The sequence below is a fragment of the Caulobacter mirabilis genome (genome assembly GCF_002749615.1).
GTDB lineage: Bacteria > Pseudomonadota > Alphaproteobacteria > Caulobacterales > Caulobacteraceae > Caulobacter > Caulobacter mirabilis.
Genome location: NZ_CP024201.1, coordinates 357970 through 371354, shown reverse-complemented (window position 1 = coordinate 371354; position 13385 = coordinate 357970). Strand labels below are relative to the sequence as shown.

The window sequence follows — 13385 nt, the reverse complement described above, 5'->3', positions numbered from 1 at the left end:
ATGGGGGCGGCGGTGTAAAAGGCGGGCATGACCGACACCCTGCCCCGCCCGTCCGCGATCGAGCCCGTCTCCTTCAAGCTCTACGACGGCGACTTCGAGGCCTTCTCCAAGGCCCTCGGCGACAGCTTCAAGCGCTACGGCTTCGCCGTCATCTCCGACTACGATCTGGAGCAGCCGAAGATCGACGCGGCGATCGACTCCGCCAAGCGCTTCTTCGCCCTGCCGGAGGAGACCAAGAGGCAGTACGTCGTCGGCAAGGGCGGTCAGCGCGGCTACATCCCCTTCGGCATCGAGACGGCCAAGGACGCCGACCACTTCGACCTGAAGGAGTTCTGGCATATGGGCCGGGACCTGCCGGAAGGTCACCGCTACAACGCCGTGATGCCGGCCAACGTCTGGCCCGCCGAGACGCCCGACTTCCACGAGAAGATCGCCTGGCTGTACGGCGCCCTGGACCGGATGGGCGTCAAGGTGCTGCAGGCCATCGCCCACTACCTGAACCTGCCCCGCCACCAGTTCGACGACGCGGTGGAGTACGGCAACAGCGTGCTGCGCCTGCTGCACTACCCGCCGATCCCCGAACACGCGACCGGCGTGCGCGCGGGCGCCCACGGCGACATCAACGCCATCACCCTGCTGCTCGGCGCCGAGGAAGGCGGGCTGGAGGTCAAGGATCGCGACGGCCAGTGGCTGCCGATCAACCCGCCGCCGGGCTGCCTGGTCTGCAACATCGGCGACATGCTCGAGCGGGCGACGAACAACGTCCTGCCCTCGACCATCCATCAGGTGGTCAATCCGCCGCCGGAGCGCCGCGGGGTGCCGCGCTACTCGACGCCATTCTTCCTGCACTTCGCGCCGGACTACGAGATCAAGACCCTGCCGGGCTGCGCGACGCCGGAAAACCCCGACCGCTACCCCCAGTCGATCACGGCCGACGACTTCCTCATGCAGCGCCTGCGCGAGATCAAGCTGCTCTGACCGCCGTTATCTGACGCGCACGCTATTTTAACGAGCCCCCCTTCACGGTTCCCGCTCGGGGATTGTGCAAGGGGCGTGCTCATGGGGGCGACCCAAGGGGGTCTGATAGAGCTGCGGACGCTCGACCTGGTCGCGTTGCGGCCGGTCATCGAGCGGGTGACGCGGCTTGCCAGGATCATCGCCGACGCTCCGTACGCCTTCGTGGTCCTGGTCGACGAGGATCAGGTCTGGATGTCGGGCTTCAACGACGAGCCCGAGACCTTCCGCCCCCTTGGCGACACCACCACCGGCCGCCGCCTGCATGAGTCGCCGGTCTGGTTCGAGGATCTTCGCATCACCGCCCCGGAGCATCGCTGGGTCGCCGGCGAGCCCTACGCGCGCTTCTACGCCAACGCGCCGGTCGATCTCGCCTGCGGGCTTCGTGTCGGCGCGCTCTGCGTCGGCGCCAGCATCATGCGCCCGCGCGACGAGGCCGTCCTGGGACAGCTCGTCGACCTCGCCGCCCTGGTCGGCGAGGCTGTCGGCCGCCTGCGCGCGCAGCGGGCCGAGGAAGAGGCGTCGCGGCAGGAACGCGCCGCCACCGCCCTCAAGGAGGCGCTGATGCGCGCCGCGCCGGTCGCCATCGCCATGAGCGACCTGGAACAGCGCTACGTCTACGTCAACGAACGCTGGACCCACGACACCGGCGTCGCCGCCGAAGACGCCATCGGCCACAAGGTCGCCGACCTGTTCCCCGAGTCCTACGCCCTGCTGAAGGACAAGTACGCGGCCGGACTCGCCGGCGAGAGCGCCCTGGCCGAGCGGGTGCGGGTGCCGCTTCCGGGACGTCCCAACCGCTGGCTGCGCGCCTCGCTCGGCCCCTGGCGCGACAGCGAAGGCCGGATCGGCGGCCTGGTGTCGATGAGCCACGACATCACCGACGTCATCGCCGGGGTCGAGCGCACCGAACGGTCCGAGCAACGGCTGCGGCTGGCGCTCGAGATCGCCGAAGTCTCGGTCTACGAGCTGAACTACCGCGAGAAGACCCTGCGGATCGAAGGCGCCGCCGACACCTTCTTCGACCAGAGCAAGACCTACGCGGAGCTGGCCAAGGACATCTGGATCACCGTCCATCCCGAGGACCGTCCGGCCGCCCAGGCCGCCTGGAAGCGGCATATGAGGGAGGGCGTCCCCTTCCGCACCGAGTACAGGATGAACGTCCCGGGCCGCGAGGTCTGGGCCTTCTCCGCCGCCGAACTGATCCGCGGCGAGGACGGCCGGATCGACGGCGTCATCGGCGTGCTGAAGAACATCACCCAGCGCCGCCAGTCCGAGGACACGATGGCCCGGGCGCGGGACGCCGCCGAGGCCGCCAACCGCGCCAAGAGCGAGTTCCTGGCCAACATGAGCCACGAGATCCGCACGCCCCTGAACGGCGTGATGGGCGTCAGCTCAGCCCTGGCGCGCACCCCGCTGACCCCGGCCCAGGCCGAGATGGTGGGCCTGATCGAGACCTCCGCCCAGACGCTGGAGGCGATCCTGGCCGACGTGCTGGATCTGGCCCGCGTGGAATCCGGTCGGCTGGAGGTGAAGGCCGAGCCGTTCGACCTCGGCGCCTGCCTGCGCCAGGCGGCGGCGCTGTTCCAGCCCGCGGCGGAGGCGAAGGGACTGTCGTTCGACCTGGACATCGCGCCGCGGGCCAACGGCGCCTTCGTCGGCGACGTGGTGAGGGTTCGGCAGATCCTGTGCAATCTGCTGTCCAACGCCGTGAAATTCACCGCCAAGGGCGCCATCGGCCTGCGGGCGCGGGCGGACGAGGTCGGCGAGCGGACCCGCCTAACCCTCAGCGTGACCGACACCGGCATCGGCTTCTCCGCCGAGGTGAAGGCCCGGCTGTTCGAGCGTTTCGAGCAGGCCGACGGCTCGATCACTCGCCGCTACGGCGGCACCGGCCTGGGCCTCGCCATCTCCCGCGCCCTCGCCAAGGCCATGGACGGCTCGCTGGAGGCCGAATCCCTGCCTCGGCAAGGCGCCAGCTTCACCCTGACCCTGATGCTGGATCGCGCCGCCCCCTCGATCGCGCCGGCGGCGCTGCACACCGCCTATGACCTGGACATCGACGCGCCGCCGCGGGTGCTGCTCGCCGAGGATCACGCCATCAACCGCAAGGTCGTGGAGCTGCTGCTCGGCCATGTCGGGGTCGACCTGACCTGCGTCGAGAACGGCGCCGACGCCGTCGAGGCCGCCTCGAGCGGCCAGTTCGACCTGATCCTGATGGACATGCAGATGCCGATCATGGACGGATTGACCGCCATCCGCGCGATCCGCGGCCACGAGCAGGCGATGCGCCGCGCGCCGACGCCGATCTGGGCGCTCTCGGCCAACGCCCTGCCCGAGCATGTCGAGGCGTCGCTGGCCGCCGGCGCCGACGGCCACCTGGCCAAGCCGATCTCGGCCGAGTCCCTGTTCGCCGTGCTGGCCCAGGCCTGCGCCGACGGGGGCGTCGCCCCCGCCGTCGGCCTCAGGGCCTGACGATCACTTCGCCAGCCTGAGCCGGGTCAGATCCTTGGCGATCGCCGCGAAGGCTTCCTTCAGCGCCGTGCCGCCGGTCGGCATGTAGACGTACTTGGGACCGGTGGCGCACTGCGAGACCAGGTCCCGGGCGCGCTGGTCGTCCACGACGTTGAACCCGACCGTATAGACCAGGATGCCCTTCTTCTTGATCTCGGTGCACAGCGTCTGGGTCTGGGTGAAGGAGTGGCCGTTCGGGGCGTTGCAGTTGATGTGGTCGGCGGTTGCGCCGCTGCCGTTGGTCGAGTCCGCGCTGATCACGCCGTTGCAGTAGGAGCTGTTGTACTCGCCGTCGGTCATGATCACGACGGCCTTGATCAGGTTGCTAGTCCCATAGGCCGCCGGCTGGCTGGCCGTCGGGAACAGGGAGGCGAAGTTCGGCGACACCAGGTACCAGCCCCAGGCCACCCCGAGGTGACCGCCCGTCGACCCCGAGGCCTGCAGGGCGTCGATCTGAGCCTTCAGGGTCTCCTTGTTGCTCGACAGGGGCGTGATGGTGTTGGTCAGGCAGGGGTTGTCCGGCGAAGCATAGTTCCGCCCCAGCGGCGAGGCGCCCGGCGAGGCGTCGGTATAGGCGTCGCCGTTGGTCCGCTCCGTCACGCAGTTGCTGATCTCGAACGCCTTCAGGGCCGACGGCGACTCGGCGTTGTCGAAGGCGAAGTACTTGCAGCCCGCCCGCGCGCACCAGATCGACCCGCCGGACGTGTAGGCCTTGAAGCCGCCCCCGACGACCCCGAGGGAGAAGGTGTTGGCCGTGGCGTTGCCGACGACGAAACCGCGGTTGTTGATATCCGTCATGCCGTTGACGCCGGTGATGTAGACCCGGTCGCCGTTGACGTAGCCATGGCCGTTCGAGGTCACGACCGGCGAGCAGTCGGGCACCTGGCACTTCTGAACCGTCCCGTTCGAACTGTAGGACGAGTAGCTGCCGCCGTTGACGCCCTGGAGCTGGAAGGTGTTGGCCGTCCTGCCGGCCACGATGTAGGCGCGGTTGTTCAGGCTGGTCATGCCCTTGACGCCGGTGATGTAGACGCCGTCCCCGTTGGCGAAACCGTGGCCGTTGGAGGTGATCACCACCGGGTTGCCCCGGGTGGCGCCGCTGATCGACTTGGCCGATCCGGTCGCCCAGGACGCCCCGGTGATCGCCTTGGTGTTGGTGTCGAAGGTCCCGCGCGCCGCCCCGGCATAGCTGCCGGCGTTCACCGCCACGGCGTAGGGGACGATGGCGACCTTGGAATAGAAGAGCGTCTGGTTGTCGTTGACCACGATCTTGACCAGCTCGTTGGCCGCATCGCGCAGATCGATGATCTTCTGGCCCTTCATCGAGCCGGTGACGTCCAGCACCAGCGACACCTCGACGTTGGTCGCCGAGCGCGCGACCTCGGCCGAGGCCGTGACCTCCATGTCGCCCTGGAGCCAGAGGTTGGCGATGACCGGCGTCACCTGCGCCTTCGCCGAGCTGATGATCCGCTGGCCGGAAACGGTGAAGGTGCTGTCGGTCAGCCTGGCCTTGGTCATGCCGGCCAGTTCGTCCGCCAGGGCGCGATCGCCCAGCGCGTCGATCTCGGCGGTGGTGTTGTAGTTCGACCGGGCCGCCAGGAGGGTCGCCGCGTCGAGGGCGTCCTGGAGGCGGCGCTTCTCCACGCTGGCGCGGTTCACGTCGATCAGGCCGAAGGCCAGGACGGCCATCGGCAGGGCGAGCACGGCGAACCAGACGGCGACCGCGCCGCCGTCCTCGCGACGGAACCGCCGGGCGAACCGCGCCAGCGGCGCGGCGAGCCCAAAGGCGTGCCGGATCGAGCGTTTCAGCATGGATGGTTCACCCCGTTTTGCGGGCAATATCCGGCCCTACGGTAAGAAAACCGCCAACACGCGTGGTGAATCGGACCTTACCGGCGTCCCGACCGTCAGCGGGATAGGCGCAGGGCGTTGATGTCGGTGGCGATGGCGCGGAAGGCCTCCTTCAGGGCCGTCGAGCCTGTCGGCATGTAGACGTGCTTGGCGTCGGTGGCGCAGTTGCTGACCAGGTCCCGGGCGCGCTGGTCGTTCACGATCTCGAAGCCGACCGTGTAGACCACCACCCCCGCCGCCTTCATGTTGGCGCAGAGGTTCGTCGCCTGGTCGAAGGCGCTGCCGTTGGGCGCGTCGCAGCCGATGTGGTCGGCGAGCTCGCCGCTGCCTTCGGTCGAGCTTTTGGCGATCACGCCGTCGCAATAGGCGCTGTTGTATTCGCCGTCGGTCATCAGCACGACGACCTTGAGCAGGTCGCGGGTTCCGTAGTCGGCCGGGCGGCTGGCCTCGGGCCAGAGGTAGCCGAAGTTCGGCGAGACCAGATACCAGCCCCAGCCCACGCCGACATGGCCGGCCGTCGAGCCGGCCGCCTGCAGCGCCGCGACCTTGGCCTTGAGGTCCGCCTTGTCGCTGGACAGGGGCGTGATGGCGTTGGTCAGACAGGGATTGTTCGTGCTGGGGTAGTTCCGTCCCAGCGGCGCGGTGCTGGGCGCCGTGTCGGTGAAGGCGTCGGCCCCGGTGCGCTCGCTGACGCAGTTGCTGATCGAGAAGGTCTTGTTGTTCCCGTAACGGTTCACGAACCTGTACTTCTGACAACCCGACGTGGTGCAGGTCCCGCTCGAAACCGAGCCGCGGACGCTGCCGGCGTAGCTCCCGACGTTCACGCCCATCGAATAGGGGACGATCGCGACCTTCGAATAGTAGGGCGTCTGGACGTCCTGGACGACGATGTTGACCAGCTCTTCCGCGGCCGACCTCAGCCCGGTGATCTTGGTCCCCTTCATCGACCCCGTGACGTCCAGCACCAGCGCCACCTCGACGCTGTAGGAGTTCCGGGTCACCTCGGCGTCGGCGTTCAGCACCATGTCGCCGTCCATCCACAGGCCGGCGATGAAGGGCGTCATGGTGGCCGTCGCGGTGGCGGTGATCTTGTTGTCCGTCAGCCTGAAGGTGGAGGCCGTCAGCGCCGCCTCCGTACCGTAGAGGTCGGCGGCCAGGACGCCGTCCCCGACGGTCTTCAGCTGGGTGTCGGTCGTCGCCGTGGACCGCGCGGCGGCCAGCGTGGCGGCGTCCAGGGCGTCCTGCAGCTGGCGTTTGGCGTTCGACGCCCGGCTGATGTCGACCATGCCCAGCGTCATCACCATCAGCGGCACGGCGGCGAGCGCGGCCTGCACGGCGATGGCGCCGTCCTCGCGTCGACCGAACGCGCCGGCCCACGCCATGATCCGTCCGACGACGGTACGCCCCATCTTCATCCCATAGCCCCGACGGTTTGCGAACCGTCCCCGAGCCTGGACCCATGTGGGTAAATGCTTACGCCACCGGACAGGGTGAAAGTCCATGAACCATACCGACGCGAAAAGGGCGGCGGATCGCTCCGCCGCCCTCTCGTTTCAGGGGTGTCGGCGCCGGCCTACCAGCCGCACTTCTCGCCCTTGTTCTGCTTCGTCAGCCAGACGTTCAGCGGCTGGAAGTAGTCCGCCACGGCCGAGGCGTCGGTGCGGGTCTCGCCGGTGAAGGCCTTCAGCTCCTCCGGCCAGGGCTTGGAGGCGCCCATCTCCATCATGGCGTTGAACTTCGCGCCGACCGCCTTGTCGCCGTAGATCGAGCAGCGGTGCAGCGGCCCCTTCCAGCCGGCCTGCTGGCAGGCCGCGCGGTGGAACTGGAACTGATAGACGTGCGCCAGGAAGTAGCGGGTGTACGGAACGTTGCCCGGCACATGGTACTTGGCGCCCGGGTCGAAGGCGTCGGCCGGACGCGGTCCCGGCGGCACGATGCCCTGATACTGGGTGCGCAGCTTCCACCAGCCGTCGTTGTACTGCTCCGGCTTCAGCTCGCCGTCGAACACCTCCCAGCGCCAGCGGTCGACCAGCAGGCCGAACGGCATGAACGCGATCTTGTTCAGCGCCATCTCGAGCAGGAAGGGGATGTCGCCCTCCGCGCCCGGCACGTCCTTCAACAGGCCGATCTGGTTGAGGTAGGTCGGGGTCAGGGCCGACAGGCCGACGAAGTCGCCGATCGCCTCGTGGAAGCCGTCGTTCGCCCCGTTCTTGAACAGGTAGGGCTGATCCTTGTAGGCGCGCTGGTAGTAGTTGTGACCCAGCTCGTGGTGGATGGTGTAGAAGTCCTCGCCGTTGACCTTGGTGCACATCTTGATGCGGATGTCGTCGCGGTCGTCGACGTCCCAGGCCGAGGCGTGGCAGACCACCTCGCGCCCTTCCGGACGCACGATCTGCGAACGGGTCCAGAAGGTGTCCGGCAGCGGGTCGAGGCCCAGCGAGACGTAGAAGTTCTCACCGGTCTTGACCATCTTGGTCGGGTCGTAGCCGGCGTTCACCAGCAGGGTGTCGAGGCTGTAGGAGGTCTTCTCGTCCTTGGGCGCGACCAGCGGATAGATGTTGCCCCATTGCTGGGCCCACATGTTGCCCAGCAGGTCGGCGCGGATGGGGCCGGTGCGCTTCTGGACAGCGTCGCCGTACTTCTCGTTCAGGCGCGCGCGGACATAGCAGTGCAGGTTCTTGTAGAAGGGCTCGATCTGCTTCCAGAGGCGATCGGTCTCGGCGGCGAAGGCGTCCGGATCCATGTCGTAGCCCGAGCGCCACAGGGCGCCGGTGTCCTTGTAGCCGAGCTGGCGGGAGCCTTCGTTCGACATGTCGGCGAGCTTGGCGTAGTCGGCGCGCATTCCCGGCGAGATCGAGTGCCAGCCCTCCCAGACCGCCTTCAGCTCGGCGGGGTCGCGGCTGGAGGCCATGACGTCCTCGGCGTCGTTCAGGGTGATCTGCTTGCCCTTGTAGGCGAACTTGCCGGTCGAATAGGTCGAGTCCAGGCGCGAGGCGATGGTCGCCATCTCGTCGGCGGCGCCCGGGCGCTGCGGCGCCGGCGCGACCAGCGAACGCTTCAGGATGTCCAGCTTGCGGCGGGTGACCGGGTCGGCGGCGACGCCGTCGTACTTGGCGGCTTCGATGGCCAGCTTGGTCGCCAGGTCGGTGATCTCGCTGGTGGCCTTGGCCTCGAGCCACTGGGTGTCTTCGGTGATGTAGGTGGCGCGGACCCAGGCGGCCTTCTGGACGTACTGGGACAGCCTGGCGAGATCCGCCTCGGCCTTGTCGGCGAAAGCCTTGGCCTCCGCCGGGGTCGGCTTGGGCGCCTGGGCCAGCGCGGCCGCGGGCAGGCCCGCGACGATGGCCAGCGCCGCGCCGGCGGCCAGCAGTTTGGTCTTGAGCATGAACGTTTCCTCGAAGCGTATTTTGGCGGCATGGGAAGCGCGCCATTCCGCCCGCGTCAAGGATCAGTCCGTCGGCGCGGGCGATTCGGGAGCAGGAACCGCCAGCGGGGCCGGCTCGGCGGGCAGGATCGGCGCGGGTTCGGGCGTCGCCTCCGGCAGCGGATCGGACTTCTTCTCCGGCGCCGGCCTGCGCGCCGTCGGCTTGCGAACGGGCTCCGGCTCGGTCCTCTCGGCCTTGGTCGCGGGGCGCAGCTTGCCGACACAGGCGGCGAGGCCGTCGTTGCGCACGGTCCCGGCCGCGGCCCCGATCCGGCGCGAGCGGCGCTGGACATAGGGGCCCGACTGCACGGCCTTGTACTTCAGCGGATTGGGCAGGATGGCGACGAGCCGCGCGGCCTGGGCCCGGGTCAGTTGATCGGCGGAGACGCCGAAGTACCGCCGCGCCGCCGCCTCGGCGCCGTAGGTCCCGGCGCCCATCTCGGCGACGTTGAGATAGACCTCCATGATCCGGCGCTTGCCCCAGATCGCCTCGATCAGGGTCGTGTAGTAGGCCTCCAGGCCCTTGCGGACATATGAGCGCTGCGGCCACAGGAAGACGTTCTTGGCGGTCTGCTGGCTGATGGTCGATCCGCCGCGGACCCGGCCGCCCTTCTGGTTGCTCTTCCAGGCCTTCTCCATGGCCTCGAAGTCGAAGCCGTCATGGTCGCAGAAGCGGGCGTCCTCGGCCGCGATGGCCGCCTGGACGAGGGCCGGCGAAATCTTGTGGATCGGCCGCCAGCGGTAGTCCCACCCCTTCCCCTCGAAGACCCGCTGGATCATCAGGATGGTCACCGGCGGCGGCGCGAAGCGGTAGACGACCGTCAGGCCGACGGGGATCGCCACGCCGATGATGAACCCCCAGAGCACGACCAGGCGCAGGACCCGCAGCACGCCGCTCTGCCGCTTGGCGGCCATGGAAAGCTCCTCTCCGTAGGGCCCGTCGCCGCCCCGCTTGCCTTGACGCGACGGATGGGTGTTAGCCACACAAACCTGAATCTGTCGCCCAGCGAAAGCGTCTTTCCATGAACGTCACCGAGGCCGTCCAGCGTCGCGTCTCCGTCCGGGCCTTCAAGCCGGACCCGGTCCCGGGCGCGCTGGTCCGGGAGATCCTGGAGCTGGCGCAGCGCGCGCCCTCGGGCGGCAACCTGCAGCCGTGGCGCGTCCACGCCCTCGCCCGCGGCCCGCTGGAAGAGCTCAAGGCCAAGGTCGCCGCCAACCTGGCCGGCGAGGAGCCGGAGTACGACGTCTATCCGCCCGAGCTGTGGGACCCGTTCCGCACTCGCCGGTTCCAGTGCGGCGAGGACCTCTACGCCACCATCGGCATCCCGCGCGAGGACAAGCCCGCCCGGCTGCGCCAGCTGTTCAAGAACACCCAGTTCTTCGGCGCGCCGGTCGGCCTGTTCTTCAGCCTCGACCGCAACCTGGGCAAGCCGCAGTGGGCCGACGTCGGCATGTACATGCAGACCGTGATGCTGCTGGCCGTCGAGCGGGGCCTGGCCACCTGCGCCCAGGAGTTCTGGGCGCGCTATCCCAAGACGGTCGGCGATTTCATCGGCCTGCCGGAGGACCACATGCTGTTCTCCGGCATGGCCATGGGCTGGGCCGACGAGGCGGCGCCGATCAACAGCCTTCGCACCCGTCGCGACCCGTTCGAGGTCTGGGCGGAAATGCAGGGCTTCGACTGAGCCCTAGCCTTCCCGCATCACGATCCCCGCCGCGCCGTCCTCGTCGCCCCAGGCGATGCGACGACCGTCGGGGGTGATGGCGAGGGCGCTGATCGCCGCGCCCTTCTCCGCCTTGAGGGTGTCGATGCGGCCGCTCTTCAGATCCGCCGCCCAGACCCGGCCGTCGTCCAGCCCGGCCGCGACGATCGTGCTCGCCGGCGTCGCCGCCACCCGCACCACCATGGCCGACTGCTCGAAGCCGATCTCCGCGGCTTCCTTGCCCATCGGGCCGGTCGAGCCGGAGAAGGGCCAGATCACCGCGCCGTGCGAGCCGCTGGTGGCCATCATCGCGCCGCCGGCCAGGAAGGCCATGCTCTTCACCTTGGCCGGATAGCCGCCCATGCGCAGGTTCTTCTCGTCGGCGATCTTCCAGCCGTGCAGGCTGTTCTCCTGCATCGCGCTCATCAGGAACTTGCCGTCGGGGCTCCAGGCCACGACCGAATGGGCGCCCGCCCACTTCAGGAACACGGGCTTCTGGCTCTCGATCCGGGCGTACCACAAGGCCGCGCCGCCATAGGTCGCCGCGGCCAGCCGACGGCCCTTGGCGTCGAAGGCGACGTCGGCGATCGACTTCTCATGGGTGAAGGTCCGGGCGAAGGCGGCGTCCTTCACGTCGCGCACATGCAGATCGCGGCCGGCCGAGAAGGCGATCAGGCCCGAATCGCTGCTGGCGGCGACCGCGTCGATCCACCGCCCCTTCACCGATGCGACCTCGGAAGCGGCCACCTCGTCGCCCTCCAACCGGGTCCAGACCACGCGGCCGTCATCACCACCGGTCAGCAGCCCAGCGCCGGAGGGATGGTCGGCGGACGACAACACCGCGCCATCGTGCGCTTCGACAGTGGCGAATCCCTGGTCCAGGACGAGGCGAACGGTCCCGTCTCCGAGGGCGAACGCCGCTCGGCCGGCTTTGTCGAAGCGGGCGGCGGTCACATAGGCGTCGAAATCGAAGGTCATGGTCCGGTCGTTTACAGCGCCGGCCCTCGGTTTGCCCAGCCGGACGCGCTCTTTCGTGTTCGGCGAGAGTCAGGCTTTACAAGCGGCCACATCCGCGTAATGGGTGGCCTGAATGAGACAGGGCCGCCCTCGCGGACCCGCGATATTTGGGAGTGTGTCCGGTATGGGTGCGAAGCTCGGCGGCGGCGGCGGCAAGAAGTACGACCTCGGCCAGAACAGCGAAATCAACGTGACGCCGTTCGTGGACGTCATGCTCGTGCTGCTGATCATCTTCATGGTGGCCGCGCCGATGGCGACGGTGTCGATCGCGATCGACCTTCCGCCGGCGGTGCCGAACCCGGACAACGTGAAGCCGAAGGAACCGGTCTTCATCTCGATCCAGAAGTCGGGCGCCCTGTTCATCGCCGACAAGCAGACCCGCCTGGAAAACCTGTCCGCCGACATCCCGGCCGCGATGGCCCAGAAGGGCGTCACCGGCAACTTCCAGGAAGAGCGCGTGTTCGTCCGCGCCGACGCCGACGTGCAGTACGAGCAGTTCATGGCGGTCCTGAACGTTCTCCAGGAGAACGGCTACTTCAAGATCGGCCTGATCAACGAAGACATCGAGTAGTCGCCGAGCGACCGCTCCAGACATGCGAAGGGCCGGTGGATGACCACCGGCCCTTTTGCTTTTTGACCGTTGGATCCTCTCCCATCGGGAGAGGGGGACCATGCGAAGCATGGTGGAGAGGGTCTACGGCCTTTGGCCCCCTCCACCATCCTGCGGATGGTTCCCCTCCCCCGATGGGGGAGGAAAACCGCTAAGCCACGCAGCCCTCGAAGCCGGCCTTCAGCGCCGCCTCGTCCAGGTCGCGGCCGATGAAGACCATGCGGCTGTAGCGGCGCTCGCCGTCCTTCCAGTCGCGTTGGTAGTCGCCCTCGAGAATCATGTGCACGGCCTGGAACACCAGGCGGCGGTTCTCGCCCTTGATGTCCAGGATGCCCTTGGCCCGCAGGATGTCGGGACCCTTGTCCTGCAGCAGCTGGTTCAGCCAGTTGGTGATCTTGATGCCATCGAGCGGCTTCTCGCTGGTCAGCGAGATCCCGCGGATGCCGGCTTCGGCGACATGGTCGTGCGCATGATCATGATGGCCGTGATCATGGTCGTGATGATGATGGTCGTGATCATGGTCGCAATCCTCGTCATGGACATGGCCCGGCTCGCCATGGGCGGGGTTGAGGAACTCGGGTTCGATCTCGACGATGCGATCGAGATCGAAGCCGCCGCGGCCCAGGATGGCGTCCAGCGGCACGGCCGAGCGCTGGGTCTTGTGGATCGGGGCCAGCGGGTTGATGCGGCGGATCTGGGCCTCGACCGAGGCCAGCTCCTCCGGCGAGACCAGATCGGTCTTGTTCAGCAGGATCTGGTCGGCGAAGGCGATCTGCTCGACCGCTTCCCTGCTGTCGGCCAGGCGCAGCGGCAGGTGTTTGGCGTCCACGACCGTGGTCACCGAGTCCAGCCGCGTCTTGGCCTTCACGTCGTCGTCGACGAAGAAGGTCTGGGCCACCGGGCCCGGATCGGCCAGGCCCGTGGTCTCGACCACGATGGCGTCGAAACCACCCTTGCGCTTCATGAGGCCCGAGACGACGCGGATCAGGTCGCCGCGCACCGTGCAGCAGACGCAGCCGTTGTTCATCTCGAACACTTCCTCGTCCGCGCCGACGACCAGGTCGTTGTCGATGCCCACCTCGCCGAACTCGTTGACGATCACGGCGTAGCGCTTGCCGTGATCCTCGGTGAGGATGCGGTTCAGCAGCGTGGTCTTGCCGGCGCCGAGGTAGCCGGTGAGGACGGTGACGGGCGTCTTGGCGACGGAAGCGGTATCGGTCATGGCCGCCTAGATAGTGTCGGCGGCGGGTCC

The 13385-nt window shown here is 68.2% G+C and carries 9 protein-coding genes and 1 pseudogene; 4 read left to right on the top strand and 6 right to left on the bottom strand.

Annotated features, from left to right (window positions below; translation table 11 throughout):
* The first annotated feature begins 27 nt into the window (after positions 1-27).
* Entirely contained in the window at positions 28-978 is a 951-nt protein-coding gene (locus CSW64_RS01810; protein ID WP_099620489.1) for an isopenicillin N synthase family dioxygenase, read from the top strand.
* Between the two features lie 81 nt (positions 979-1059).
* Positions 1060-3489: an ATP-binding protein gene (locus CSW64_RS01805; RefSeq protein ID WP_099620488.1), complete on the top strand. Its 2430-nt coding sequence runs from the start codon at positions 1060-1062 to the stop codon at positions 3487-3489.
* A 3-nt stretch (positions 3490-3492) separates the two neighbouring features.
* Here the strand turns inward: CSW64_RS01805 and CSW64_RS01800 are convergent, their stop codons facing one another.
* The 4 genes and pseudogenes from CSW64_RS01800 to mtgA form a co-directional block, all read right to left on the bottom strand.
* Positions 3493-5340 (bottom strand): TadE/TadG family type IV pilus assembly protein, encoded by a 1848-nt coding sequence (locus CSW64_RS01800; RefSeq protein WP_099620487.1) that lies wholly within the window; start codon positions 5338-5340, stop codon positions 3493-3495.
* Between the two features lie 95 nt (positions 5341-5435).
* Complete coding sequence (locus tag CSW64_RS01795) at positions 5436-6788, bottom strand: pilus assembly protein TadG-related protein (RefSeq protein ID WP_245863800.1); 1353 nt, start codon at positions 6786-6788, stop codon at positions 5436-5438.
* Between the two features lie 164 nt (positions 6789-6952).
* Complete coding sequence (locus CSW64_RS01790; protein WP_099620486.1) at positions 6953-8764, bottom strand: M2 family metallopeptidase; 1812 nt, start codon at positions 8762-8764, stop codon at positions 6953-6955.
* A gap of 258 nt (positions 8765-9022) precedes the next feature.
* Positions 9023-9718, bottom strand: a pseudogene (mtgA, locus tag CSW64_RS01785) (monofunctional biosynthetic peptidoglycan transglycosylase); the annotation flags it as partial.
* 107 nt (positions 9719-9825) lie between these two features.
* On the opposite strand from mtgA, the gene CSW64_RS01780 reads away from it, so the two are divergent.
* On the top strand, positions 9826-10488 hold the full coding sequence (locus tag CSW64_RS01780) for a nitroreductase (protein WP_099620485.1): 663 nt from the start codon (positions 9826-9828) through the stop codon (positions 10486-10488).
* Positions 10489-10491: 3 nt separating this feature from the next.
* On the opposite strand, the gene CSW64_RS01775 is transcribed toward CSW64_RS01780, so the two are convergent.
* Entirely contained in the window at positions 10492-11484 is a 993-nt protein-coding gene (locus CSW64_RS01775) for a WD40 repeat domain-containing protein (protein ID WP_099620484.1), read from the bottom strand.
* Between the two features lie 163 nt (positions 11485-11647).
* Here CSW64_RS01775 and CSW64_RS01770 point away from each other — a divergent pair, with 163 nt between their 5' ends.
* Positions 11648-12094, top strand: a complete 447-nt coding sequence (locus tag CSW64_RS01770) for a biopolymer transporter ExbD (RefSeq protein WP_099620483.1) — start codon at positions 11648-11650, stop codon at positions 12092-12094.
* 190 nt (positions 12095-12284) lie between these two features.
* Here the strand turns inward: CSW64_RS01770 and CSW64_RS01765 are convergent, their stop codons facing one another.
* Positions 12285-13355, bottom strand: coding sequence for a CobW family GTP-binding protein (locus CSW64_RS01765; RefSeq protein WP_099620482.1), 1071 nt, complete (start codon positions 13353-13355; stop codon positions 12285-12287).
* Between the last annotated feature and the right edge of the window lie 30 nt (positions 13356-13385).

Bases quoted from the DNA above. Each gene is read 5' to 3' on its own strand.
- CSW64_RS01805 (WP_099620488.1), top strand. From the start codon at position 1,060: ATGGGGGCGACCCAAGGGGGTCTGATAGAGCTGCGGACGCTCGACCTG.
- CSW64_RS01810 (WP_099620489.1), top strand. From the start codon at position 28: ATGACCGACACCCTGCCCCGCCCGTCCGCGATCGAGCCCGTCTCCTTC.
- CSW64_RS01790 (WP_099620486.1), bottom strand. From the start codon at position 8,764: ATGCTCAAGACCAAACTGCTGGCCGCCGGCGCGGCGCTGGCCATCGTC.
- CSW64_RS01775 (WP_099620484.1), bottom strand. From the start codon at position 11,484: ATGACCTTCGATTTCGACGCCTATGTGACCGCCGCCCGCTTCGACAAA.
- CSW64_RS01770 (WP_099620483.1), top strand. From the start codon at position 11,648: ATGGGTGCGAAGCTCGGCGGCGGCGGCGGCAAGAAGTACGACCTCGGC.
- CSW64_RS01765 (WP_099620482.1), bottom strand. From the start codon at position 13,355: ATGACCGATACCGCTTCCGTCGCCAAGACGCCCGTCACCGTCCTCACC.
- CSW64_RS01800 (WP_099620487.1), bottom strand. From the start codon at position 5,340: ATGCTGAAACGCTCGATCCGGCACGCCTTTGGGCTCGCCGCGCCGCTG.
- CSW64_RS01780 (WP_099620485.1), top strand. From the start codon at position 9,826: ATGAACGTCACCGAGGCCGTCCAGCGTCGCGTCTCCGTCCGGGCCTTC.
- CSW64_RS01795 (WP_245863800.1), bottom strand. From the start codon at position 6,788: ATGGGGCGTACCGTCGTCGGACGGATCATGGCGTGGGCCGGCGCGTTC.